The organism is Janthinobacterium sp. FT14W (assembly GCF_009208755.1).
Taxonomy (GTDB): domain Bacteria; phylum Pseudomonadota; class Gammaproteobacteria; order Burkholderiales; family Burkholderiaceae_D; genus Janthinobacterium; species Janthinobacterium violaceinigrum.
Map to the genome: position 1 here is coordinate 14,634 of NZ_WFLL01000018.1, position 22,715 is coordinate 37,348.

Below are 22,715 nucleotides of genomic sequence, written 5' to 3' on the forward strand. Positions count from 1 at the left end.
CGCATTTATGAATACCAGATAAAACCAATTATTGCAGTGCAATATATATGCGGGCATCGCGCCTGTAATTGCACGGCAATGGTGCAATAAGCGACGGCGATTATATAGCTTCCATACGGAGCATACAAAAAGGACGACGCAATGCGGCTTTGCGCATTGCAGCAAAACGTGGCGTTCCCCGTCAGGGAGCGGGCGCAGCGCGGCGTCCCGCGCCCAGCATGACGAGGCTTAGCGCCACGCACAGCCAGCCAAACAGCGGCCCCAGCCATCCCGCCCAAGTGGCAACGGACGGGGGCGCCGGCAGCGGCGCCAGCAGGGTGCTGCCCGGCATGGCGCTGCTGGCCCGCTCCGCCAGTACGCGCCCATACGCATCGCTGACCGTCAGCACGCCCTCGCGCGCCGCGCGCAGCACCGCGTAGCCGTTTTCCACGCCGCGCACCACGGTCATGCGCGCCCCCATCCAGGCATCGACCTGGAAATCCCAGGCCGGCACCAGCATCGCCTGCGCGCCGGCCCTGCCATATGCCTGCCCCAGGGGCGCGAAATGCATGTCCTTGCAGATGGCCAGGCCCATGGCGAGCCCCGCCACCGGCTGCACGGCATACGCGCTGCCAGCAAGAAAATCGCGCTCGGGCGGCGCCAGATGATGTTTCTGGTAGCGGACGGGCGCGGCGCCGTCGGGCGCGAACAGCCAGGCCAGGTTGCGCCGGCCGGCCCCATCTTCCACGCCGATGCCCAGCACGATCCACACGCCCGCGCTGCGCGCCAGCGCATGGAAACGCTGCTGCACGGCCTCCGCCTGCGCGGGCGCCAGCACGGCTATCTTTTCCGGCAACAGCACCACGGAGGCGCCCTGCCCGGCCAGCTGCACCACGTGGCGCGCATACTGGTCCCAGATGGCTTGCGCATGCGCGGGCGGCGTGGCCGGACCGATGAAGTCATCGATGGCCGCCAGTCCCGCCAGTTGTCCGCTTGGCGCCGGTACCGCCGCACCCTGCACGCGCCAGGCGCCGCCCGCCCACGCGGCCACCAGCAGCAGCGCGGCGGCACCGGCCGCCGGCGCATACGCGCGCCCGCCCGCCAGCAGCAAAGCCAGCGCGGATGGCAGCAGGCACAGCAAAAACAGCAGGCCAGGCACGCCTGCCAGCGCCGACACTTGCAAAATGGCAAGGTTATCGGCCTGCGAGTACGCGAGACTGCCCCAGTTACCATCGGGCAGCAGGGCCGCCATCAAGGTATCGATGGCCACCCACAGCACGGGATACGCCAGCACCGTCCAGCCTGAACGGTAGCGCAGCACGAGGCGCCGCGTGGCCAGCACGACCAGCAGCCACAGCAGGGCTTTGACGGCGATCACGGCCAGCACGGCTGGCAAGGGCATGAGCAGGCGGAAATAGGCAAAGTTGGCCGACAGGCCCAGCATGGCGGCCACGAGCGTCATCCAGGCCGCATCGCCATGCGACGAGCGCAGCGCCAGCCATAGCACGGGCAGCGGCGCGCACCAGGCCAGCCAGCCCAGCGGCTGCGGCCCCAGCACCCAATACAGGGGCAGGCCCGCCGCCAGCGCGGCGGCGATGTGGGACAGGCGCTGGCGCAGCGCGGTACCGCCGGCAGCCGGCGCAGTCAAGGTCGGGAACATGGTCATGCTTTCAAGGGGAGCCAGATTTCCACGCCGCCGATGCCGCTGGCGGGATCGAAATGGTGGTCGTAGCGTTCAAAATCGGGAGCGTCGGCCACTTCCAGCCCGGACTGCGGCAGCCACTCGTTCCACACCGTGTGCCAGGTGGCGCGGATGGTGGAAATATGGCCGCGGTGACGGAACACGGCATAGCGCCGCGGGGCGATGCGCAGCCGCGTCCAGCCATCGGGCGCCTGGGAAAAGTCGGCCACGGGCATGGCGCACAGATAATCGAAATTACCCGCGTCGTCATTGTTGCAGCACACGCCATACACCAGCTGGCCGGGCGCCACATGGGGCAGGAAACGCTGCCACAGGGCGGGGATGCCGGCAGAGGTTTCCGCGCGATAGCGCTCCACCAGGCCCGCCACCAGCAAGGCGGGCCCTTGCTCGAAACGGGGCGCTTCCAGGGCCACGCCCGGCGCCACGTCCATGCGGATGGCGGCGACCAGCGCGAGATTGCCGACGTGGCGCTGCGCCCGCACCATTTCCGGTGTGAGCTGGAACTGCTCGCGGAAGGCCCGCGTAAATGCCTCGTGGGAACTGTAGCCGGCCTGCAGCGCGACAGCGAGGATGTCTTGCGCGCCCTGCGCCAGCGCCAGGGCCGCCTCGCTGAGCCGGCGCGCCCGCACATAGCGCATCACGGAGTGGCCCGTGGCCAGGCCGAACGCGCGCGTCAGGTGGCACGGCGAGGCGCCGCCCACGCGGGCAATGTCGCCGAGCGAGATATTGTCCGCATAATGCGATTCGATATACCACAGTGCCTTGGCCAGATAGTGCATGAACGCTTCCCGTTGAACGAGCAGCGACTGTAGCATTTTCAGGCGGCCGGGATTTGACTGGAATTGCGCAATGCAGGCTTCAATGCAGGCTTATTTGCGCGTGCGCTTTTCATGCACCAGCTGGCCGCTGCTGATGCGGGCCAGCTCGGCCATCTCCTGGGCCAGGAAGGCCAGCAGGTCGTCGATGCTGACGATGCCGGACAGCGCGCCCAGGCTGTTGACCACGGGCAGGCGGCGGATGCCGTTGACGCGCATGCGTTCGATGATTTCGTAGACGTCTTCGTCTTCGCTGGCCGTGAGCAGCTGCGCGCTCATGATGTCGCCCACCAGCAGGCTGGCAGGGTCGAGGCCCAGGGCGATGACGGAAATGACGATGTCGCGGTCGGTGAGGATGCCGATGGGGACGCGCTCGCCGTTCGGCTGTTCGGCCACGATCAGGTCGCCCACGTGGTGCTGGCGCATCAGCAGCGCCGCGTCTTGCACGCTGGTGTCACGCTGGCAATGGATGGTGTGCAAGGTGCAGATATCGCCGATACGCATGTCGCCACTCCGTTTGAGGCAGAGTGTCCACGCTACACCAGCCCGCCGCGGCGGGTTTGAGGCAGATCAATTGAAACGGGTCTTACTTTTCTTCGGGGGGCGGCAGGAAGCAGGCTTCGACGATCTGCAGGTCGTTATCCTTGGCGAACTCGCGCACGAAGTGAAACGCCATCGGCTCGATCTCGCGCAGCTTGGTGTTGACGACCACCGACTTGACGCCATTGACGACGGTCGGGCGCACGTAGGGCGAATACTGGAGGTGCGCATTGCGCCCGCCACCTTCGGGATTGAAACAGGACATCACTCCGCAAAGGCGCTCGGCCCAATCGCTGGGTCGGAATTGCTTGCCATTGCTGGTGAGACCAAGGATGAAGAACTCGTCTGAGAGTTCCCCTGTTTTTTGAGATAACTCGGCCATGTGGCTTGTCGGGACTGGATTGCGTGAATGGCCCCGGCGGGTAAGCCGGGCTGGTAATTCAACTACGTTTGCTGCGGTAAGCCAGTATTATATCTTATAGAAGACTTGGGTTCTACCTCGATCTGCCCTGACTATGCAAACAGGGGCTGGCACGCCTTGCGCGCCAGCCCCTATTTTAACCTTGTTCCACGCGCAAGGCGCATGGATGGCGCGTGTGCGCCCCCGTCAGCCGAGGAAAACGGCGCCCGACATCAACAGCAGCAGCAGCATCCACAGCAGCAAGGCGCGCCACACCAGGCCCACCGTGCTCTGCAAGGCGCGCGCGCCCGGCTCTTCGCCTGGCAGGATATCGCTTTCGCTGTCGCTGTCATCGACGGCCAGGTCGGGCGTCGTCACCACGCGCGCCGCCGTTTCCGCTGGCGTGCCCAGGCGTACGCCCATGGCGCCGCCGCCCGCCGTCAGGATGATGCCGATGGCCTCGTCCTGCCAGCGCTGGGCGAAATTGCGCCAGGCGTAAATGGCATCCTCGAAATTGCCGACCACGGCAAACGCCACGGCCGTCAGGCGCACGGGAATCCAGTCGATCCAGTAAAAGGCGCGCGCGGCGAACTGGCCGAACGCTTCATTGCGCATGTGCTCGGGCTCGTTCCAGGCGCGCGCCAGGTATTCGGCCACGCGGTACATCACGGCACAGGCAGGCCCCAGCGGCATGAGGAACCAGAAGAACACGCCAAACACATTGCGATGCGTGGTAATCAGGGCTTTTTCCACGGCGATGCGGGCGATTTCGCTCGCTTCCATGCCCACCGTGTCGAGCTTGGTCCAGTCTGCCAGCAAGGTGCGCGCGGTCGCTTCGTCGCCGGCACTCAGGGCCAGCTGGATGGAAGTAAAGTAATGGCTGTAATGACGAAAACCCAGGGTCAGGTAGACGATGAGCACGTTCCAGGCAAAGGCCAGCAGGGTCAGCTGGTAATGCTGCAAGAGCCAGTAAATGCCCGCCGTCGGCACCATCAGCGCGCCGATCATGAGGAACCAGCCCATGCGGCCGTGGCTGGCGTGGCCCGCATTGAACCAGGTCTCCATGCGCATCGCCAGGCTCTTGATTTCGGCGTAGATCGGATTGTCCGCGCGCAAAGGTTTGAGCTGCTCGATCAGCAATGCGCAAAGTATGGAGAGAAATGTCATCAATGGTCCTTTTTGTCTTTTTCAGCAATACCGCAATGCCCGCTACGATAGCGCAGTGCAGTGCCGGAATCAAACTTATTACGTGCGGGGCGCCATTTTACGCGCGCAAGAGGTGAAACAGATTGCGCAGCATGCCGGCCGTGGCGCCCCAGATGTAGAAGCGCTCGTACGGCATGGCGTAGAACGAGCGCCGCCCGCCGGGCAATTCCACGGACAGGCGCTGATGGTTGAGGCCATCCATGAGGAAAGCCAGCGGCACTTCGAAGATTTCCGCCACCTCGGACGGGTCGGCGCGCAGCTCGAACGGCGGCGTCACCAGGCCTACGACGGGCGTGACCTGGTAACCGGTGCCCGTCAGATAGTCGGGCAGGCAGCCCAGCACTTCGATGTGCCCGCGCGCCAGGCCCACCTCTTCTTCCGTTTCGCGCAGGGCCGTGGCCACGGGCGAGCCGTCGAACGGTTCGCTGCGCCCGCCGGGAAAGCTGACCTGGCCCGCATGGCTGCTCAGGTGGTCCGTGCGCATGGTCAGCAAGATGGTCAAGCCGTCCGGCCGTTGCACGAGGGGAATGAGCACGGCGGCGCGCACGGGCACGGCGCGGGCGGACAGGAAATCCTGGGTAATCTCGGGCTGCCAGTCCGGCTGTTCGGCCAGGCGCTGGCGCAGCCAGTCCGGCGTCAGGCGTTCGGCGTCCAGCGCCGCCTCGCCCGCGATCGAATCGATGGCGAGTTGTTTGGGATCAAATGCGATAGTGGCCATTACCCCTCCTTCATGATTAAAACCACCTGGCAAAACCGTCGCGAGCGGAAGGAAGCGGTGGCCGAGACGCGCAACCGTACTCCCGTACGGTGAGCATCGCAGGCTGCCCATGCCGACGCGCAGCAGCTTGGGCCAGGTGTCACCATAAAAAAAGGGGCGCCGAGAGGCACCCCTTTTCCCAACGCAGACGCTGATATTACGCGCTTGCTTTCGCCACAACGCGGCGATTTGGCAATTTTTCTTTGATACGCGCCGATTTACCCGAACGCTCACGCAGATAGTACAGCTTGGCGCGGCGAACATCACCACGGCGTTTCACTTCGATCGAAGCGATCAGCGGCGAGTACAGTTGGAACGTACGCTCAACGCCTTCGCCGGACGAGATCTTGCGAACGATGAAGTTCGAGTTCAGGCCACGGTTACGACGGGAGATAACGACGCCTTCGTAAGCCTGGGCGCGCTTGCGCGTGCCTTCGACTACGTTGACGCTGACGATAACGGTATCGCCTGGTGCGAATTCAGGAATGGTTTTACCCAGACGAGCAATTTCTTCCTGCTCTAATTGTTGAATCAAGTCCATTTTTATAACTCCGAAAACCATCATGCCGGCGCACTGTGGATAGCAAGTATCCGCCCGGTAGAGGATGGGTAATACAATATGGGCAACATGCCCGGCACTACTGGCCACCCTGCCGGCCGTCCGGAGACGGCTTACAGGCTGGCCAAGAATTGTTCGTCGGCTCGGCTGAGCAAGCCGGCGGCGCGCGCACTGAGCAGCAGGTCAGGCCGCTTGGTCGCGGTCGCTTCCAGCATGCGCTGGCGGCGCCACTTGACGATCTCGGCATGATTGCCACCCATCAAGACGGGCGGCACGGCCATGCCTTCATATGTTTCCGGCCGCGTATAGTGCGGCGAATCGAGCAAGCCATTGACGAAGCTGTCCTCGATGGCCGATGCCTCGGTGTTCAAGACACCCGGCAACAGGCGGATCACCGCATCCATCAGCGCCATGGCGGGCAATTCACCGCCCGACAGGACAAAGTCGCCGACGCTGATTTCTTCGTCGACACAACGGTCCAGCAAACGCTGGTCCACGGCTTCATAGCGGCCGCACAGGATCACCAAACCAGGTTCGGCTTTCAACTGCGTGACGCGCTCGTGCGTCAGCGGACGGCCTTGCGGCGACATGAACACCACGCGGGGCGCCGCCAGGCCGAAATCGGTCTGGCGTTGCTTCGCGGCATTAATTGTCGCTTCGAGCGGACGGGCCATCATCACCATGCCGGGGCCGCCGCCATACGGGCGGTCATCCACGGTACGGTGATTGTCGGTCGTGAAATCACGGGGATTCCACAGCGACAAGCCACATTTTCGCTGCTCGAAGGCGCGCCGGGTCACACCCGACTGCGTCAGCGCGGCAAACATTTCCGGAAACAGGGTCACGACATCAAATTGCATCGTTCACCATCCTGCAACGTTTGCCCGGCGCATGGTTAAGCGCAGGCGGTTTAATAATCGAGGCCCCAGTCGACCGTGATCTTGTTGGCGGCCTTGTCAACGTTAATGACAAACTGGCCGACAAACGGGATCAGGCGCTCAGGCGCCTTTTCAGCGGCGTCATCGGGATTGGCGACGGGCGCAATGCGCAAGATCGACTGCGGACCATTGCTCATCATGTCAGTCACTTCGCCGAGGCACTCGCCTTGCAAATTCTCAACTGTCAGTCCGATCAGATCGGACCAATAAAATTCATCGGCCGACAGCGTCGGGAAATGGCTACGCGGAATTTGCACAGAGACGCCTTTCAGCGCTTCTGCGGCATCCCGCCCGACCACACCCACCAGCTGGGCCACGACGTCGCCGCCGTGTAACTTCGCTTGCCTGACTTGAACATCATGCAAGGTCGGTTTATCAAACCACCAGGTTTTGACGTTTAATAATGCATCCGCGTCGTCGGAGAAAGGAGTGATCCTGACCCCGCCAGCAATGCCATAGGCACCGGAGACATAGCCTACCTGTACCAGGTCATCGGGGACTTTCACCCCGGATGCAGTCTTGACCGTCAAACCAGTGATCTAATTAAGCTGCTGCTTTGTTGTTGCTGGCTACCAGGCGAGCAACGGTTGGCGACAATTGTGCGCCAACGCCTTGCCAGTAGGCCAGACGGTCTGCGGTGATACGCAGTGGAACTTCGCCACCTTGCGCCATCGGGTTGTAAAAACCGATACGCTCAATGAAGCGACCATCGCGGCGATTGCGCGAATCAGTAGCGACGATGTTGAAGAACGGGCGCTTCTTGGCGCCTCCACGAGCTAAACGAATAACGACCATAATATTTCCAAAAAGTGTGCTGAGGCGGAAAAAGCCGCAAATTATAGCGCGCTTTACCGCCAGGCAGCAAGCGTTATGATGACGGGCGTGTAATTTGGGCTAATCAAACATTATGACCAGTCATGGCCGAAGACGCAATAGGCGCGTGCGTCTATCGTGCCCGCCATGCCACGCCCAGGCCATGATATTGCGCGACAGCATGACCTGAACGCCGCAGGAAAGTGCTATCGTTGCGGCAGGCAATGACCGATACTGGCAATCTTTACTGATCAGCAACTCTGGAGTCCCATGACCGCCGCCACCATTTTGCAACAGCCGCACAAGAACAAGGCCTTCACCGCCTTGCTGGCCTTCCTGCTGGGCACCCTGGGCGCCCACCGCTTCTACCTGCATGGCGCCAAGGACCGCTGGGGCTGGCTACATCTGGCCGCCGTGCCCGCCTCGCTGCTGCTGCGCCAGCTGCTTCCCGAGGCCGACTGGTTTTACCAGATACTGCCGCTGACCCTGTCCGCCCTGGGCGGCTTCCTGGAAGCACTGGTACTGGGCCTGATGCCGGACGACAAGTGGGATGCACGCTACAACAGCGCCTCAAGCCGCCAGTCGGACACGGGCTGGCCCCTGGCCGTGGTACTGGTCGCTACCTTGATGCTAGGCGCAGGCGTGCTGATCGCCACCATGGCCCGCCTGTTCGACTTGCTGTATACAGGCGGCGCCTACGGTTAATTTCCATACGGAAATGACATGGCCGCAAGCGTCGCGCACGCACATGTAAGTGTTGGTAAGCAATCATGATTTTCCTCTATACTGCATTCACAATGCCGACATTACTGGCACATACGACACCCCACAGGAGAAGATCATGATTCGTCGCCCACTCATCCTCGCAGTCGCCATCACGGCCCTGTTCAGCACATCGGCCTTCGCGCAAAACCTGTCGCCGAAGGCGCAATACGCGTACGACACCAAGCAAGCCAGCACGCGCTATGCGGACGACAAGAAATTGTGCGCCGAAGAAACCAACTCGAAAGCCCGCATGCAATGCCTGCGCGACGCCAAGGGCGAATACGACCAGGCCATCATCAACGCCAAGGCCGCGCAAAAGGCGGGCAATGCGTATGCGGGCCAGAACGGCAAGCCAGCCCAGCAGCAAATCTGCGCCGAGTGCGGCAAGGTGCTGGCAGTCAACGTCGCTGAAAAGGCCGGTGAAGGCGGCGCCCTGGGCATGATCGGCGGCGGCGTGGCCGGCGCCCTGCTGGGCCGCCAGGTTGGCGGCGGACGCGGCAAGGACCTGGCCACCCTGGCCGGCGCCGCCGGCGGCGCTTTTGCCGGCAAGCAAGTCGAAGGCCACATGAAGAACAGCAAGGTGTGGACCGTCACCGTGCAATATGAAACGGGGGCCAAGGCCGACTTCGCGTTTGACCAGGACCCTGGCCTGGCCGCTGGCGACCTGGTGCGCAATTCCGGCAACGGCATCGCCCGACGTTAAGAACGCAGAGTAAGCGCCCATGGCGGCGTTGCCCGGGTTTGGCCGACATTGCCGTACTGGCAGCGGACGCAGACAAGGCGCCTTGCCCTGAGCGCTTTCTCAGGCGCTCTTAATATAGAAAAAGCGCTGGAGAGTGATCTCCAGCGCTTTTTTTGCATTCAGCCGGCAATCACCGGCAAGCATGCACCTTAGAACTGCTCTTCCGACAAGGCCATTACGCCGGCGCTGCCGTCGATGATGGTGGCGCGCAAGCCCGGCGCTTGCGACAGGATGTGGTCGGCAAAGAAGCGCGCCGTGGCGATCTTGGCCTTGTAGAACGCCGCGTCGCCGCTGCCCTCGCCCAGCTTTTGCTGCGCCGCCACGGCCGCGCGCGCCATTTGCCAGCCGCCCAGCACGATGCCGGCCAGTTTCAGGTAGGGCACGCTGCCCGCGAACACGGCCTTGATGTCCGACTTCATGTTCGCCACCACATACTCGACCACGGCTTCCAGCGCGGCGCTGCCTTCGGCCAGGTGACGCTGCATGGCCTGGAAGTCGGCGCCCGAGAGTTCGCCCAGCTGGCCTTCCGTGGCGCGCACCTGGGCGATGATGGCCTTGGCCACGGCGCCGCCGTCGCGCACCGTCTTGCGGCCCACGAGGTCGTTGGCCTGGATGGCCGTCGTGCCTTCGTAGATCGTCAGGATCTTGGCGTCGCGGTAATGCTGGGCCGCGCCTGTTTCCTCGATGAAACCCATGCCGCCGTGCACCTGCACGCCGTCGCGCGTGACGTCCTGCGACATTTCCGTGGACCAGCCCTTGATCACGGGCACCAGGTATTCATAGGTCGCCAGGCTTTCCGCGCGCACGTCCGCGTCCGGGTGATGGTGCGCCACGTCGCTGATGGCCGCGCCCACGTAGGCCAGCGCGCGCGCCGCCTCCGTCTGCGAGCGCATCGACATCAGCATGCGGCGCACGTCCGGGTGGTGGATGATGGAAACGGGGCCGGGAGACCCCGCCAGGTCGCGCGACTGCACGCGGTCCTTGGCGAACGCCACCGCCTGCTGGTAGGCGCGCTCGGCCAGGCCGATGCCTTGCAAGCCCACGCCGAAGCGGGCCGCGTTCATCATGATGAACATGTATTCGAGGCCGCGGTTTTCCTCGCCCACCAGGGTGCCGATGGCGCCGCCGTGGTCGCCGAACTGCAATACGGCCGTCGGGCTGGCCTTGATGCCCAGCTTGTGTTCGATGGAGACGCAATGGGCGTCGTTGCGCGCGCCCAGGCTGCCGTCCGCGTTGACGAGGAATTTCGGCACGATGAACAGCGAAATGCCTTTCACGCCGGCGGGTGCGTCCGGCGTGCGGGCCAGCACCAGGTGGACGATGTTTTCCGCCATGTCGTGTTCGCCGTAGGTGATGAAAATCTTCGTGCCGAAGACTTTATACGTGCCATCGCCCTGCGGCACGGCGCGCGTGCGCACGGCGGCCAGGTCGGAGCCCGCCTGCGGCTCCGTCAGGTTCATGGTGCCCGTCCACTTGCCCGACACCAGGTTTTCCAGGTAGGCGGCTTTCTGTTCATCGCTGCCGGCCGTCAGCAGCGCTTCGATGGCACCGTCGGACAGCAGGGCCACCAGGGCAAACGAGATGCTGGCCGAATTGAGCATTTCGATGCAGGGCGTGGCCAAGAGCTTGGGCAAGCCCTGGCCGCCGAACTCCGTCGGATGCTGCACGCCCTGCCAGCCCGCTTCGCCATACGCCTTGAACGCTTCCTTGAAGCCTTTCGAGGTGGTCACCTGGCCGTCGTGCCAGAAGCTGGGTTCCTTGTCGCTGGGGCCGTTCAAGGGGGCCACCACGCCGCCGCAGAACTTGGCGTTCTCTTCCAGCACGGCTTCGGCCGTGTCGGGCGTGGCATCTTCGCAACCGGGCAAGGTGTGGATTTCGGCCAGGCCGGCCAGTTCGTTCATCACGAACAACATGTCTTTCAGCGGGGCTTGATAGCTCATCTTCTTTTCTCCAAGAAAAAAGCCACGCGCGGCTCGCCGTGTGGGGCGGGCCGGCGTGGCTTTGTCAGTAACAAAACCGGAAGGGGTGTGACTTAACCCAGTTCTTTGACCAGTTGCGGCACGATCTCGAACAGATCGCCCACGATGCCGTAGTCGGCCACGGCAAAGATCGGCGCTTCCGGATCCTTGTTGATGGCGACGATGGTCTTCGAATCTTTCATGCCGGCCAAATGCTGGATCGCGCCCGAGATACCGACGGCGATGTACAGCGATGGCGCGACGATCTTGCCCGTCTGGCCCACTTGCCAGTCGTTCGGCACGAAGCCGGCGTCGACGGCGGCGCGCGAAGCACCCATGGCAGCGCCCAGCTTGTCGGCCAGCGGCTCGAGGATGTGGAAGTTCTCGGCCGAACCCATGCCACGGCCGCCCGACACGATGATTTTCGCGGCGGTCAGTTCAGGACGGTCGGACTTGGCCAGTTCGCGGCCCACGAAGGCCGATTTGCCCGCGTCGGCAACGGCAGCGACGGTTTCCGTGGCAGCCGAACCGCCGGTGGCGGCAGCCGCATCGAAACCGGTCGTACGCACGGTGATGACCTTGACCTTGTCGCCAGATTGCACGGTGGCAATGGCGTTACCGGCGTAGATCGGACGCTCGAAGGTGTCAGGCGAATCGACCTTGGTGATTTCCGAGATCTGCGCCACGTCCAGCTTGGCGGCCACGCGCGGCAGGATGTTCTTGCCGTAGGCGGTGGCGGGGGCCAGGATGTGGCTGTAGTTGCCGGCGATGGCCAGCACTTGCTCGGCCACGTTTTCGGCCAGGCCGTCGGCAAAGTATGGCGCGTCGGCCACGATGACTTTCGTCACGCCGGCGATCTGCGCGGCGGCAGCGGCGGCAGCCGCGGCGTTCGAACCTGCAACCAGTACGTGCACGTCGCCGCCGCACTGGGCAGCCGCGGTCACGGTGTGGTGGGTGCTGCCCTTTAAGGTAGCGTTGTCGTGTTCAGCAATAACTAATGCGACCATGATTATTCCTAATAGTTAGCAAGTGCCGGGGTCAGTCTCTTCGAGATCGGTATCAGTTCCATTGGAACTGATACCCCCTGCGGGTCTGACCCCAGATTTTATGTTTTGGCGGCAAACCGCTCAGATAACCTTGGCTTCGGTACGCAGCTTGGCGACCAGGGTGGCCACGTCCGCTACCTTGATGCCGGCCGAGCGCTTGGCTGGCTCGACGACTTTCAAGGTCTTCAGGCGTGGCGCGACGTCGACGCCCAGGTCTTCCGGCTTGACGGTCTCGAGCGGCTTTTTCTTTGCCTTCATGATGTTCGGCAAAGTCACATAGCGTGGCTCGTTCAGGCGCAGATCGGTGGTGATGATCGCTGGCAAGGTCAATGCCAGGGTTTCCAGGCCGCCGTCGACTTCGCGGGTGACGGTGACTTTGCCGTCTTCCAGCACGACTTTCGAGGCGAACGTGGCTTGCGGCCAACCCAGCAGGGCTGCCAGCATCTGGCCGGTCTGGTTGCTGTCGTCATCGATGGCTTGCTTGCCCAGGATGATCAGTTGCGGCTGCTCTTTCTCGGCCAGGGACTTGACCAGCTTGGCCACGGCCAGCGGTTCCAGTTCGGTCGTCGTTTCCACCAGGATGCCGCGGTCGGCGCCGATGGCCATGGCCGTGCGCAGGGTTTCCTGGCACTGCGTCACGCCGCAGGAGATGGCGACCACTTCAGTGACCTTGCCGGCTTCTTTCAGGCGCATCGCTTCTTCCAGCGCGATCTCGTCGAAAGGGTTCATCGACATTTTGACGTTGGCGGTATCGACGCCAGTGCCGTCACTCTTGACGCGGACTTTGACGTTATAGTCGACCACGCGTTTGACGGGTACCAAGACTTTCATAGCTATGCCTTTGGGAAATTATAAAAATGACGGATCAAGTGCTGATTGTGCGTTCGATTATAAGAGAAATTTGAATCCTGAACCGAATTTAAGCACGATCGTGCGATTTTTTGTTAGAGCAATCCATCTAAACTGTGGGCTTGCGGGGATTTCAGGGGAATCTGCCGCTACGCTGCAGGGCAGCAAAAGGGTGTGAAAGTGACGCAAAAGCGCGGCACGGCGGGCGCTTCGCCAGGCCGCGCCACGGCGGCCCCGGCTGGCAGAATTATTTGCGTTGCATCAAGAAAACAAATTCGGTACCCGTCTGCACATGCGACAGCAGGGCATTGCCCGTTTGCTTGGCGAAAGCCTGGAAGTCGCGCACGGAACCGGGATCGGTTGCCATGATGCGCAGCACTTCGCCGCTCTGCAGCTCTGACAAAGCCTTCTTCGCCTTCAGAATCGGCAACGGGCAGTTCAAGCCCCGCGCATCGAGTTCTTTGTGAAATTCCATAATCTCGGTATCAAGTAGTGTGTCGCTCATCATCAATATCCCACCATTTTTGTTGTACTGATTTTCGACATACTACTCTAAATCAGGGGCATTGACGCGCTGCACCAAAATAGTTCATCGGCTGTTGTGGTGTCACAACGGGATTCAAAAAGAAATAACGGCCCGCAAACACCGTCTGCGGGCCGTTTTCAAGAGGCCGTGGGGCGAAAACCCCGCATGCCTGCTAGCTTACGCCTTATTTCGCGCGTTCGCCCACCCAGGCCGGCACGCCGGCCAGGGCGTTCGCCAGACCGCTCGGATCCGTGCCGCCGGCCTGCGCCATATCGGGGCGTCCGCCGCCTTTTCCGCCCACTTGCTGTGCAACGAAGTTCACCAGCTCGCCCGCTTTGACCTTGGAAGTAGCGTCCGCCGTCACGCCGGCGATCAGGCTGACCTTGCCGTCCGCCACGCTGGCCAGCACGATGGCAGCCGTTTTCAGCTTGTCCTTCAGCTTGTCCATCGTTTCGCGCAAGCGGGCCACATCGGCGCCGTCCAGCACGGCAGCGAGCACCTGGATGCCGTTGACATCGACAGCCTGCGTGACCAGTTCATCGCCCTGGCCCGACGCCAGTTTCGATTTCAGCGCGGCCAGTTCCTTCTCCAGCGCCTTCACGTGGTCCTGCACCTGGACGATGCGGGCCGTCAGTTCTTCCGGCTGCGCCTTCAGCGCGCTGGCCGCTTCGACCAGGCGGCGGTTGATGGTCTGCACCAGCGCCAGCGCGCCCTCGCCCGTCACCGCTTCCACGCGGCGGATACCGGCGGCCACGCCGCTTTCGCCGATGATCTTGAACAGGCCGATGTCGCCCGTGCGCTGCACGTGGACGCCGCCGCACAGCTCTTTCGAGCTGCCGATGTCGAGCACGCGCACTTCGTCGCCGTATTTCTCGCCGAACAGGGCCATCGCGCCATGCTTGACGGCATCGTCAAACGACATCAGGTGCGCTTGCGTGGCGCGGTTTTCCAGGATCTCCTTGTTGACGATGGTTTCCACGGCGGCGATCTGCTCCGCCGTCATCGGCGCATTGTGGCTGAAGTCGAAGCGGGTCTTGTCCGGATCGACGAGCGAGCCCTTTTGCGCCACGTGGCTGCCCAGCACTTCGCGCAAGGCCTTGTGCATCAGGTGCGTGGCCGAGTGGTTGCGGATGGTGCGCGCGCGCTTGGCCGTGTCCACTTCGGCCGAGACGGCGTCGCCTACCTTCAGCACGCCCGACTCGAGCACGCCGTGGTGGCCGAACACGTCAGCCTGGATCTTCAGGGTGTCGCTGACGGCGAAGCTGCCCGCGCCCGAGGCGATCACGCCCTGGTCGCCCACCTGGCCGCCCGATTCCGCATAGAACGGCGTGGTGTCGAGCACGACGATGCCCGCTTCACCGGCCTTGAGTTCCTGCACGGGCGTGCCGGCCGCGTACAGGGCGACGACCTTGCTGCTGAAGGTCAATTGATCGTAGCCGACGAAGGTGTTTTTCTCGCCCGTGTACTCGACCTTGCTGTCCTTGTGCGTCTTGCCGCCCTTGCGCGACAGTTCCTGGCTTTCCTTCAGGGCCGCGTCGTAGCCGGCCTGGTCGAAGCTGATGTCGCGCTCGCGGCAGATGTCGGCCGTCAGGTCCGGCGGGAAGCCGTAGGTTTCGTACAGGGTGAAGGCGGTGGCGCCGTCGATGCCCGTGGCATCCTTGGCCAGCTGCGCTTCCAGCACTTTCATGCCCGTTTCCAGGGTTTCGCCGAAACGCTCTTCCTCGGCTTTCAGCATGTTGGCGACGTTGTCCTTGGCTTCTTCCAGCTCGGGATAGGCGCCGCCCATCTCGATGGCCAGGTCGGCCACCAGCTTGTAGAAGAACGGTTTCGTCTGGCCCAGCTTGTGGCCATGGCGCAGGGCGCGGCGGATGATGCGGCGCAGGACATAGGCGCGGCCTTCGCTGCCCGGAATGATGCCGTCGACGATCATGAAGGCGGCGGCGCGGATGTGGTCGGCGATCACGCGCAGCGACTTGTTTTCCAGGTCGGTGGCGCCCGTTTCGCGCGCGGCGGCCTTGATCAGGTGCTGGAACAGGTCGATTTCATAGTTCGAATGCACGTGCTGCAGCACGGCGGCCAGGCGCTCCATGCCCATGCCCGTGTCCACGCATGGCTTCGGCAACTTGTGCATGACACCCGCTTCGTCGCGGTTGAACTGCATGAACACGAGGTTCCAGATTTCAATGAAGCGGTCGCCGTCTTCGTCAGGCGAGCCCGGCGGGCCGCCAGGGATCTCGGCGCCGTGGTCGTAGAAGATTTCCGTGCACGGACCGCATGGGCCCGTGTCCGCCATCTGCCAGAAATTGTCGGATGCGTAGCGCGAACCCTTGTTGTCGCCGATGCGGATGATGCGCTCGACAGGCACGCCGATTTCCTTGGCCCAGATGTCGTACGCTTCGTCATCTTCGATGTACACGGTGACCGTCAGTTTTTCGGCCGGCAAGCCATACACCTTGGTCAGCAGTTCCCACGCGTATTGAATCGCGTCGCGCTTGAAATAGTCGCCGAAGCTGAAGTTGCCCAGCATTTCAAAGAAGGTATGGTGGCGCGCCGTGTAGCCGACGTTTTCCAGATCGTTGTGCTTGCCGCCGGCGCGCACGCAGCGCTGCACGGACGTGGCACGCGTGTACGGACGGCTGTCCGTGCCCGTAAACACATCCTTGAATTGCACCATGCCGCTGTTCGTCAACAGCAAGGTCGGATCGTTGCCTGGCACCAGGGAGCTGGAACGGACGATGGAATGGCCCTTGGACTCGAAAAATTTCAGGAACTTGTCGCGGATTTCAGATGATTTCATGTTTTTTTGGCAAAGAGTGGCGGCAGCTTTAAAGGAAAGATTATACGTGATATGGGTACGGGAATTGGCGCCGGGCACGGGCATTGTTGCAAGCCTGCCCACAGGTGCCGCCCTGCCCGTTCAGGCCGGGTCGTGGTGGCTGGCGCAGGCGTGCGGTGCCGGCGTGCCCTTGGCCGCAGCGGCAGCCGCGCTGGCGCCGGCAGCCGCATTGCAGTCGGCGCAGCGGCCGTACAGGGTCAGTTCGTGGCGCTCGACGACAAAACCCTGCGGCGCCATGCGCTTCAAGTCGCCCGGGCAATCATGCACGTCGAACACGCGCTGGCACGTGGTGCACTGGAAATGGTGGTGATGGTGATTGGCGGCCGTGTTCGACTCATAGCGCGGGTTTTCGCCCGGCAAGGTCACCACGTGCACTTTTTCTTCCAGCACCAGCGATTTCAAATTGCGGTAGACGGTGGCGATGCCCAGCTGCGTCACCTGCAAGCTGGCCTGTTCGAGGATTTCCTGCGCCGACAGGGGGCGCTGGGCCGACTCGATGGCGGCTTGAATAGCGGTTTTTTGACGTGTTGTGCGTTCCATAGCCGACAGAATACACCATCCGCCTTCTTCCCCTGCCCGGAAAAACTGTCACACAGTAATGATAATGGGTTATCATTATCATCTTCTGGCAGCCACCCCATCCGGCAATGGCCTGCCCCAGCCCCGCAAACACCGATAGCGAATAAGGAATTCTTGCCCATGTCCGTCCGTCCTCAACAACCGACTCCCCTCGCGCTGGCCATCATGCTGGCCTTTGCCGCCCCTGCCAGCGCCCTGGCGCAGCAGGCGACCACCTTGCCCGCCGTCACCGTCTCGGCCAGCGCCCTGGCCCTGGGCAGCGACGACATGAGCACGCCAGTGACCGTGCTGGAAGGCGAGGAACTGGTGCGCGCCCGCGAAGCGACCCTGGGCGAAACCCTGGCCGGCCAGCCCGGCATCACCTCCAGCCATTTCGGCGCCGGCGCCAGCCGCCCCATCATCCGCGGCATGGATGGCCCGCGCGTGAAGGTGCTGTCCGACGGCGCCGAAGTGCAGGATGCCTCAATCATCAGCCCCGACCATGCCGTCGCGGCCGAACCCATGCTGTCGGAACAGATCGAAGTGTTGCGCGGCCCGTCCGCGCTGGCCTACGGCGGCGGCGCCGTGGGCGGCGTCGTCAATGTAATCGACAAGAAAATCCCCACGCGCGTGCCGGCCAAGGGTTTTGAAGGCAGCTTTGACGTGCGCGCCAACTCGGCCGCGCGCGAAAAGACGGGCGCCTTTGAAGTGACTGGCGGTTCCGGCAACATCGCCTTCCACGCGGAAGGCGTCAAGCGCGATGCAAAGGAATACAAGGTCGGCAGCGGCTGGGAAGGCGGCTCGACAGTGGCCGGCAGCTACAACAAGACGGACACGGGCAGCGTGGGCGTGTCGTGGGTGGGAGCGCGCGGCTTCCTGGGCCTGGCCTTCACCAGCCAGCACGCGGAATACGGCTTGCCTGGCCACAACCATGAATTTGAAAGCTGCCACCCGCACGGCACGCATCTGCACTGCGGCGGCCATGAAGGCCACGACCACGGCGATGATGAAGAGCACGACCATGACCACGAACACGGCAGCGTGCCGTACGTGAAACTCAAAAGCGAACGCTGGGACGTGCGCGGCGAATTGCGCGACCCCGTGCCCGGCTTCGCCAAGCTGCGCCTGCGCGCCGCGTTCACCGACTACAAGCACGATGAAATCGAAGGCACGGAAATCGCCACCACCTTCAAGAACAAGGGCCACGATGCGCGCCTGGAAATGGAACACCATCCCCTGTTCGGCTGGCGCGGCGTGGTAGGCCTGCAAACGTCGAAGCGCGATTTCTCCGCCCTGGGCGAGGAAGCGTACGTGGCGCCGACGGTCACGAAGAAACACGCGGCTTTCCTGGTGGAGGAATACAAGCTGGAGCAATGGCGTTTCGAAGCGGGCTTGCGCCACGAATGGCAGGACATCACGGTCGACAGCGCCACCTTGCAGGACCGCAGCGCCAAGGGCACGTCCGTGTCGCTGGGCGCCGTGTGGAAATTCGCGCCCCAGTACTCGCTGGGTTCGACCATTTCGCGCACGCACCGCCTGCCCAGCGCCGAGGAACTGTATGCGCACGGCGTGCACATGGCCACGGCCACGTATGAGCTGGGCAATCAAAACCTGGGCAAGGAAACGTCGAACAATATCGACTTGACCTTGCGCAAATATGCGGGCGCCACGACCTTCTCGGCCAGCGCCTACCGCAACAAGGTGGACAATTACATCTTCGGCTCCACGCTGGACAGCCACGAAGGCTTCCAGCTGATCCAGTACGCCCAGCGCGACGCCACCTTCACGGGCGTGGAAGGCCAGATCCGCCAGCAACTGAACCCCATGTTCGGCGCCAGCGTGTTCGGCGACTACGTGCGGGCCAAGCTGGCAGACGGCGGCGGCAATTTGCCGCGCATCCCGGCCCAGCGCGCCGGCGTGAAGGTCGATGCCAACTGGCAGGCGTGGAGCGGCGTGGCCGAGTTCTACCGCGTGGGCAAGCAGGATAAAGTGGCAGCGTTCGAAACGGCAACGCCGGGCTACAACATGCTGAACCTGTCCGCCAACTACGACACGCGCATCGGCACCACGCCAGCCCAGTTCTACATCAAGGCGAACAACCTGACGAATGAACTGGCGTACAGCCACACCTCGTTCATCAAGAATGCGGCGCCGTTGACGGGACGTAACTTGACGGTCGGGATGCGCGTCACGTTCTAAGCTGTTTCGTAGGTCGGGTTAGCGCAAAGCGCGTAACCCGACCTCGAACTGCCGGGGTCAGACCCGACGGGTCTGACCCCGGATTTACGCTTCTGTCAGGCGCTGTGAAGCTAAGAGCTTATTTGCCAGCTTTAATCAGATCGATCCTGTCCGTGCAAAAACCGTCCACGCCCCAGGCCAGCAGCTCGCTGGCCCGCTCGGGCGTGTTGACGGTGTAGCAGAACAGTCCCAATCCTTCCGCTTTGACTTCCAGCGCCAGCGCGCGCGTCAGCTGCTGGTGGTCGCAATGGAGCGCCACCACGCCCAGTTCGCGCGCCTGTCGTTCCCAGCCATCCGGTATCTGTTCGACCAGCCAGCCCCGCGCCAGTTCCGGCGCCGCCTGGCGCGCCGCCCGCAAGGCTTCGATGCTGAACGACGACAGCAGCGGCAATACTTCTCCTGCCGCGATCTCCTGCGCAAAATGCCCGCGCGCGGCCCGCGCCACCGTTACGCCCGTGGCCACGTCGAAGCCGGGGGCCGGCTTGATTTCGATATTCATCCAGATGCGCTGCGCCTTGCAATAGCTGACGACGGCGTCAAACGTGGGCACGCCCTCGCCCGCGAAAGCGGGGCCGAACCAGGCGCCCGCGTCCATCGCCCCCAGCTGCGCGGCCGTGTAATCGCTGACATGGCCGCGGCCGGCCACGGTGCGCCCCAGCTCGGGGTCGTGCACGACGACGGGCACGCCATCGGACGCCAGCATGACGTCGAATTCCACGGCGCGGTAGCCGTAGGCGAGGCCGCAGCGCAGGGCGGCCAGGGTGTTTTCAGGCGCCAGGGTGCCGCCGCCGCGGTGCGCCAGGGTGCGTGGATAGGGCCACATGGTGTTCCTTTATAGCAATTCCATGGATACAGGACTGTCTTGCCATACTATTGCGTGCCCGCCCTGAAAAGTAAAGCGGCCCGTTTGGCGACGTGCTGCCGTGAATGGCGGCGCGTCCAGGCCGTTTCGTCGCAGCCCGGTTGCGCCCTGGCCTGCGCTGGCACACAATGCCTCATCGTTACCAGCAGACAACTACATGAAACCCGACGCCCCATCCGCCGATGCCCCCGCCAAGCGCCGCTCGCCCTATTACCGCATGCTGCCCGACGCGCGCTATGCGCTGGCGCTGAACGTGATCTGCGCGCTGGTGATTACCTTCATCCTCAATCCGGGCAGCCATTTTGGCCAGAACCTGGTCGCCTCGATGTGCATCGGCACGATCGCCTTCCTGCTCATCGACGGCATGCGCCTGACCCTGTGGGGCGAAGGCCAGCGGCCCAAATTCCTGCCCTTCATGCTCATCATCCTGATTTCCGTGCCCGTGGCGCAAATGCTGGGCTTGACCCTGTTCAGCTGGCTGACGGGCGTGGACGTGGGCGGTTTCGAAAACCTGCTGCCCACGCAGATGATGGGCACGCTCGTATTCACCCTGCTGGCCACGGGCGGCGCCGTGCTGTTTTTCTCCAGCCGCGAAAAAATTGCGCGTCTACAAATGGCGGCAGCCCAGGAAAAGGCCCGCGCCGAATCCGTGGCGCGCCAGGCTATGCAGGCCCAGCTGCAGCTGCTGCAGGCGCAGATCGAACCGCACATGCTGTTCAATACCCTGGCCAACCTGCAGGGCCTGATCAGCTTTGACCCGGACCGCGCCCAGTTGCTGCTCGACCAGTTGATCCAGTATTTGCGCGCCACCCTGTCCTCCTCGCGCGCCGAATCCACCACCCTGGAGCAGGAATTTTCCCTGATGCAAGCCTATCTGGGCCTGATGTCCATCCGCATGGGTGCGCGCCTCAGCTATGCGCTGGACTTGCCCGAGGCCTTGCGCCAGATCAAGGTACCGCCCATGCTGCTGCAGCCGCTGGTGGAAAACGCCATCCAGCACGGCCTGGAACCGAAGATCGAAGGCGGCCACATCCATGTGCAGGCGTCCACGGACGGCGGCGTGCTGACCCTGACCGTCAGCGACGATGGCCTGGGCCTCGGCCATCCGGGCCAGACCAAGGGCACGCACCTGGGCGTGGCGAATATCCGCGAACGCCTGCACGGCATGCATGGCGCTGCCGCCAGCCTGTCGCTGGCCGCCAACCATCCGGCAGGCGCGACCGCCCGCCTGACACTTCCCCTTCCACCCACCACCACGAGTCCACTCGCATGAGCCAGCACACCGCACGCGCGCCACGCGCCCTGATCGCCGAAGACGAACCGATACTCGCCGCCGCCCTGGCCCATGCCTTGCAGCGGCTGTGGCCCGAGCTCGACATTGTCGCCACCTGCCCCAACGGCGTGGATGCATTGCGGCAAGGCCTGGCGCTGCAGCCCGACATACTCTTTCTCGACATCAAAATGCCAGGCAAGACGGGCCTGGAAGCAGCCGAAGAACTGGCCGAACAGTGGCCCGGTGGCGTGCCTTTCCCCCACATCGTGTTTGTCACCGCGTACGACGAATACGCGCTGGCCGCCTTCGAGCAGGCCGCTGCCGACTACGTCTTAAAACCCGTCAATGATGCGCGCCTGGGCAAGACGGTGGAACGCCTGCGGCAGCGCTTGCGCGACAGTGCCGGCACGCCGTCCGCCGCCGCGGCAAGCGCCGCAACACCGGCATCGTCGGCGTCGTCAGCGCCGGCCCAGGCGAACGCGGCAGGCATCGCCGCCGGCGACGACAATATGGCCCGCCTGCTGGCCCAGCTGCAAGCCATGCTGCCGCCCGCCCCCCGCCTGCAAATGATACGGGCGGCCGTCGGCAACAGCGTGCGCATGATCGCCCTGGCCGACGTCGTGTATTTTGAAGCGCTGGACAAATACATCAACGTCGTGTGCCACGATAGCGAAGCGCTGATACGCACGAGCCTGAAGGAATTGCTGCCCCAGCTGGACCCGCAACAGTTCTGGCAAATTCACCGGGGCACCATCGTCAATGCCGGCGCCATCGCCACGGCCGTGCGCGACGAGGCGGGCAAGCTGTCACTGACCCTGCGCCAGCATCCGGCGCAGCTGCGCGTCAGCCCCTTGTATGCCCATCTGTTCCGCCAGATGTAAAACGGGTCTAGTGCAGCTGGTGCTTCAAGTCCGATAGTTCATCGTGGACCTTCTGCACGGCGCTTTTCATTTCCGGCGTCATGCTGGACGCCGTGCCGCACGCCCGCTTGGCGCGGTCCCCCAGGGATTCCATCTGGTCGACGGCTTGCCGGATGCGCGCATCGTCGTGCGTGTCGATGGCTTGCCGCACGGCGCTCTTTTGCTGGTCCAGCTGGTTGATGCAATCTTTCAAGTCCATGGACATGCCCAGCTGCTTGCCGCACAGCTGGGCCGCCTGGCCGATCGCGTGTTCGATGGCGCCAAAGCGCCGTGCCACTTCCTTTGCCTGCATCATGATGTGTCCTCCCATGCTATCTGGAGTTGGATCGTCAGGCCGGCCCCAGGTTCCCCACCGTCCGCCGCGGCATTGAAATTTCCATGGGGCACTTTTTTGTAAGCGCTTGTGACATTTTAGATAATTATCAAATTCTTC

At 63.2% G+C, this 22,715-nt stretch carries 23 protein-coding genes; 5 read left to right on the forward strand and 18 right to left on the reverse strand.

The genetic code is table 11. From position 1 onward, the window contains the following. Window positions 1-181: 181 nt before the first annotated feature. From GCN74_RS13895 to rpsP, 10 genes are all read right to left on the reverse strand, one after another. Window positions 182-1,645 carry a carbon-nitrogen hydrolase family protein gene (locus GCN74_RS13895; protein WP_152257227.1) on the reverse strand — a complete coding sequence of 488 codons (1,464 nt, stop codon included), beginning with the start codon at window positions 1,643-1,645 and terminating at the stop codon, window positions 182-184. After that, window positions 1,642-2,460 (reverse strand): AraC family transcriptional regulator, encoded by an 819-nt coding sequence (locus GCN74_RS13900; protein WP_152257228.1) that lies wholly within the window; start codon window positions 2,458-2,460, stop codon window positions 1,642-1,644. The genes GCN74_RS13895 and GCN74_RS13900 overlap by 4 nt, the downstream gene beginning before the upstream one ends. A 90-nt stretch (window positions 2,461-2,550) precedes the next feature. Further along, a complete protein-coding gene (locus GCN74_RS13905; RefSeq protein WP_152257229.1) occupies window positions 2,551-3,000 on the reverse strand; it encodes a CBS domain-containing protein in 450 nt (149 codons plus the stop codon). Between the two features lie 82 nt (window positions 3,001-3,082). Next, on the reverse strand, window positions 3,083-3,418 hold the full coding sequence (locus GCN74_RS13910; protein ID WP_029496213.1) for a DUF3579 domain-containing protein: 336 nt from the start codon (window positions 3,416-3,418) through the stop codon (window positions 3,083-3,085). 225 nt (window positions 3,419-3,643) lie between these two features. Continuing rightward, a complete protein-coding gene (locus GCN74_RS13915; protein WP_152257230.1) occupies window positions 3,644-4,603 on the reverse strand; it encodes a CobD/CbiB family protein in 960 nt (319 codons plus the stop codon). A gap of 97 nt (window positions 4,604-4,700) precedes the next feature. Further along, window positions 4,701-5,360 (reverse strand): CoA pyrophosphatase, encoded by a 660-nt coding sequence (locus GCN74_RS13920; RefSeq protein ID WP_152257231.1) that lies wholly within the window; start codon window positions 5,358-5,360, stop codon window positions 4,701-4,703. Between the two features lie 196 nt (window positions 5,361-5,556). After that, window positions 5,557-5,940 carry a 50S ribosomal protein L19 gene (gene rplS, locus GCN74_RS13925; protein ID WP_010395528.1) on the reverse strand — a complete coding sequence of 128 codons (384 nt, stop codon included), beginning with the start codon at window positions 5,938-5,940 and terminating at the stop codon, window positions 5,557-5,559. A gap of 131 nt (window positions 5,941-6,071) precedes the next feature. Beyond that, a complete protein-coding gene (gene trmD, locus GCN74_RS13930; protein WP_152257232.1) occupies window positions 6,072-6,818 on the reverse strand; it encodes a tRNA (guanosine(37)-N1)-methyltransferase TrmD in 747 nt (248 codons plus the stop codon). Between the two features lie 50 nt (window positions 6,819-6,868). Beyond that, window positions 6,869-7,426, reverse strand: a complete 558-nt coding sequence (gene rimM, locus GCN74_RS13935; protein ID WP_152257233.1) for a ribosome maturation factor RimM — start codon at window positions 7,424-7,426, stop codon at window positions 6,869-6,871. A 13-nt stretch (window positions 7,427-7,439) separates the two neighbouring features. Further along, on the reverse strand, window positions 7,440-7,691 hold the full coding sequence (gene rpsP, locus GCN74_RS13940) for a 30S ribosomal protein S16 (RefSeq protein WP_010395524.1): 252 nt from the start codon (window positions 7,689-7,691) through the stop codon (window positions 7,440-7,442). A 288-nt stretch (window positions 7,692-7,979) separates the two neighbouring features. Between rpsP and GCN74_RS13945 the strand changes: the two genes are divergently transcribed. Together GCN74_RS13945 and GCN74_RS13950 are read left to right on the forward strand one after the other, a co-directional pair. Next, on the forward strand, window positions 7,980-8,414 hold the full coding sequence (locus tag GCN74_RS13945) for an NINE protein (protein ID WP_152257234.1): 435 nt from the start codon (window positions 7,980-7,982) through the stop codon (window positions 8,412-8,414). Between the two features lie 136 nt (window positions 8,415-8,550). Beyond that, the gene (locus GCN74_RS13950; protein ID WP_152257235.1) at window positions 8,551-9,177 is read left to right on the forward strand and encodes a glycine zipper 2TM domain-containing protein; all 627 of its coding nucleotides are present in this window, start codon (window positions 8,551-8,553) and stop codon (window positions 9,175-9,177) included. Window positions 9,178-9,365: 188 nt separating this feature from the next. Here GCN74_RS13950 and GCN74_RS13955 read toward each other — a convergent pair whose 3' ends face one another. From GCN74_RS13955 to GCN74_RS13980, 6 genes are all read right to left on the reverse strand, one after another. Beyond that, window positions 9,366-11,156 (reverse strand): acyl-CoA dehydrogenase, encoded by a 1,791-nt coding sequence (locus GCN74_RS13955; RefSeq protein WP_152257236.1) that lies wholly within the window; start codon window positions 11,154-11,156, stop codon window positions 9,366-9,368. Window positions 11,157-11,248: 92 nt separating this feature from the next. Continuing rightward, window positions 11,249-12,181, reverse strand: a complete 933-nt coding sequence (locus GCN74_RS13960; RefSeq protein ID WP_131373968.1) for an electron transfer flavoprotein subunit alpha/FixB family protein — start codon at window positions 12,179-12,181, stop codon at window positions 11,249-11,251. A gap of 120 nt (window positions 12,182-12,301) precedes the next feature. Then, window positions 12,302-13,051, reverse strand: coding sequence for an electron transfer flavoprotein subunit beta/FixA family protein (locus GCN74_RS13965; RefSeq protein ID WP_076567298.1), 750 nt, complete (start codon window positions 13,049-13,051; stop codon window positions 12,302-12,304). A 265-nt stretch (window positions 13,052-13,316) separates the two neighbouring features. Next, a complete protein-coding gene (locus tag GCN74_RS13970; RefSeq protein ID WP_225317265.1) occupies window positions 13,317-13,574 on the reverse strand; it encodes a sulfurtransferase TusA family protein in 258 nt (85 codons plus the stop codon). A gap of 205 nt (window positions 13,575-13,779) precedes the next feature. Then, on the reverse strand, window positions 13,780-16,392 hold the full coding sequence (gene alaS / locus GCN74_RS13975) for an alanine--tRNA ligase (RefSeq protein ID WP_152257237.1): 2,613 nt from the start codon (window positions 16,390-16,392) through the stop codon (window positions 13,780-13,782). A gap of 120 nt (window positions 16,393-16,512) precedes the next feature. Then, the gene (locus tag GCN74_RS13980; protein ID WP_152257238.1) at window positions 16,513-16,971 is read right to left on the reverse strand and encodes a Fur family transcriptional regulator; all 459 of its coding nucleotides are present in this window, start codon (window positions 16,969-16,971) and stop codon (window positions 16,513-16,515) included. A gap of 159 nt (window positions 16,972-17,130) precedes the next feature. Here GCN74_RS13980 and GCN74_RS13985 point away from each other — a divergent pair, with 159 nt between their 5' ends. Continuing rightward, window positions 17,131-19,188, forward strand: coding sequence for a TonB-dependent receptor domain-containing protein (locus tag GCN74_RS13985; protein WP_193317075.1), 2,058 nt, complete (start codon window positions 17,131-17,133; stop codon window positions 19,186-19,188). Between the two features lie 118 nt (window positions 19,189-19,306). Here the strand turns inward: GCN74_RS13985 and ugpQ are convergent, their stop codons facing one another. Beyond that, window positions 19,307-20,050 carry a glycerophosphodiester phosphodiesterase gene (gene ugpQ, locus GCN74_RS13990; RefSeq protein WP_152257239.1) on the reverse strand — a complete coding sequence of 248 codons (744 nt, stop codon included), beginning with the start codon at window positions 20,048-20,050 and terminating at the stop codon, window positions 19,307-19,309. Window positions 20,051-20,246: 196 nt separating this feature from the next. Here ugpQ and GCN74_RS13995 point away from each other — a divergent pair, with 196 nt between their 5' ends. Both GCN74_RS13995 and GCN74_RS14000 read left to right on the forward strand, forming a co-directional pair. Further along, on the forward strand, window positions 20,247-21,362 hold the full coding sequence (locus GCN74_RS13995; protein WP_152257240.1) for a sensor histidine kinase: 1,116 nt from the start codon (window positions 20,247-20,249) through the stop codon (window positions 21,360-21,362). Then, window positions 21,359-22,243 (forward strand): LytR/AlgR family response regulator transcription factor, encoded by an 885-nt coding sequence (locus tag GCN74_RS14000; RefSeq protein ID WP_152257241.1) that lies wholly within the window; start codon window positions 21,359-21,361, stop codon window positions 22,241-22,243. Before GCN74_RS13995 ends, GCN74_RS14000 begins: the two co-directional genes overlap by 4 nt. Before the next feature lie 7 nt (window positions 22,244-22,250). Here GCN74_RS14000 and GCN74_RS14005 read toward each other — a convergent pair whose 3' ends face one another. Beyond that, complete coding sequence (locus GCN74_RS14005; protein ID WP_152257242.1) at window positions 22,251-22,577, reverse strand: hypothetical protein; 327 nt, start codon at window positions 22,575-22,577, stop codon at window positions 22,251-22,253. Window positions 22,578-22,715: the final 138 nt, after the last annotated feature.

Excerpts from the sequence above, each read along its gene's own strand:
- GCN74_RS13945 (WP_152257234.1), top strand. The coding sequence starts at position 7,980 with ATGACCGCCGCCACCATTTTGCAACAGCCGCACAAGAACAAGGCCTTC.
- ugpQ (WP_152257239.1), bottom strand. The coding sequence starts at position 20,050 with ATGTGGCCCTATCCACGCACCCTGGCGCACCGCGGCGGCGGCACCCTG.
- trmD (WP_152257232.1), bottom strand. The coding sequence starts at position 6,818 with ATGCAATTTGATGTCGTGACCCTGTTTCCGGAAATGTTTGCCGCGCTG.
- rplS (WP_010395528.1), bottom strand. The coding sequence starts at position 5,940 with ATGGACTTGATTCAACAATTAGAGCAGGAAGAAATTGCTCGTCTGGGT.
- GCN74_RS13895 (WP_152257227.1), bottom strand. The coding sequence starts at position 1,645 with ATGACCATGTTCCCGACCTTGACTGCGCCGGCTGCCGGCGGTACCGCG.
- GCN74_RS13905 (WP_152257229.1), bottom strand. The coding sequence starts at position 3,000 with ATGCGTATCGGCGATATCTGCACCTTGCACACCATCCATTGCCAGCGT.
- GCN74_RS14005 (WP_152257242.1), bottom strand. The coding sequence starts at position 22,577 with ATGATGCAGGCAAAGGAAGTGGCACGGCGCTTTGGCGCCATCGAACAC.
- GCN74_RS13900 (WP_152257228.1), bottom strand. The coding sequence starts at position 2,460 with ATGCACTATCTGGCCAAGGCACTGTGGTATATCGAATCGCATTATGCG.
- GCN74_RS13970 (WP_225317265.1), bottom strand. The coding sequence starts at position 13,574 with ATGAGCGACACACTACTTGATACCGAGATTATGGAATTTCACAAAGAA.
- GCN74_RS13995 (WP_152257240.1), top strand. The coding sequence starts at position 20,247 with ATGAAACCCGACGCCCCATCCGCCGATGCCCCCGCCAAGCGCCGCTCG.
- rpsP (WP_010395524.1), bottom strand. The coding sequence starts at position 7,691 with ATGGTCGTTATTCGTTTAGCTCGTGGAGGCGCCAAGAAGCGCCCGTTC.
- GCN74_RS13920 (WP_152257231.1), bottom strand. The coding sequence starts at position 5,360 with ATGGCCACTATCGCATTTGATCCCAAACAACTCGCCATCGATTCGATC.
- alaS (WP_152257237.1), bottom strand. The coding sequence starts at position 16,392 with ATGAAATCATCTGAAATCCGCGACAAGTTCCTGAAATTTTTCGAGTCC.
- GCN74_RS13915 (WP_152257230.1), bottom strand. The coding sequence starts at position 4,603 with ATGACATTTCTCTCCATACTTTGCGCATTGCTGATCGAGCAGCTCAAA.
- GCN74_RS13965 (WP_076567298.1), bottom strand. The coding sequence starts at position 13,051 with ATGAAAGTCTTGGTACCCGTCAAACGCGTGGTCGACTATAACGTCAAA.
- GCN74_RS13910 (WP_029496213.1), bottom strand. The coding sequence starts at position 3,418 with ATGGCCGAGTTATCTCAAAAAACAGGGGAACTCTCAGACGAGTTCTTC.
- GCN74_RS14000 (WP_152257241.1), top strand. The coding sequence starts at position 21,359 with ATGAGCCAGCACACCGCACGCGCGCCACGCGCCCTGATCGCCGAAGAC.
- GCN74_RS13980 (WP_152257238.1), bottom strand. The coding sequence starts at position 16,971 with ATGGAACGCACAACACGTCAAAAAACCGCTATTCAAGCCGCCATCGAG.
- GCN74_RS13985 (WP_193317075.1), top strand. The coding sequence starts at position 17,131 with ATGTCCGTCCGTCCTCAACAACCGACTCCCCTCGCGCTGGCCATCATG.
- GCN74_RS13955 (WP_152257236.1), bottom strand. The coding sequence starts at position 11,156 with ATGAGCTATCAAGCCCCGCTGAAAGACATGTTGTTCGTGATGAACGAA.
- GCN74_RS13960 (WP_131373968.1), bottom strand. The coding sequence starts at position 12,181 with ATGGTCGCATTAGTTATTGCTGAACACGACAACGCTACCTTAAAGGGC.
- GCN74_RS13950 (WP_152257235.1), top strand. The coding sequence starts at position 8,551 with ATGATTCGTCGCCCACTCATCCTCGCAGTCGCCATCACGGCCCTGTTC.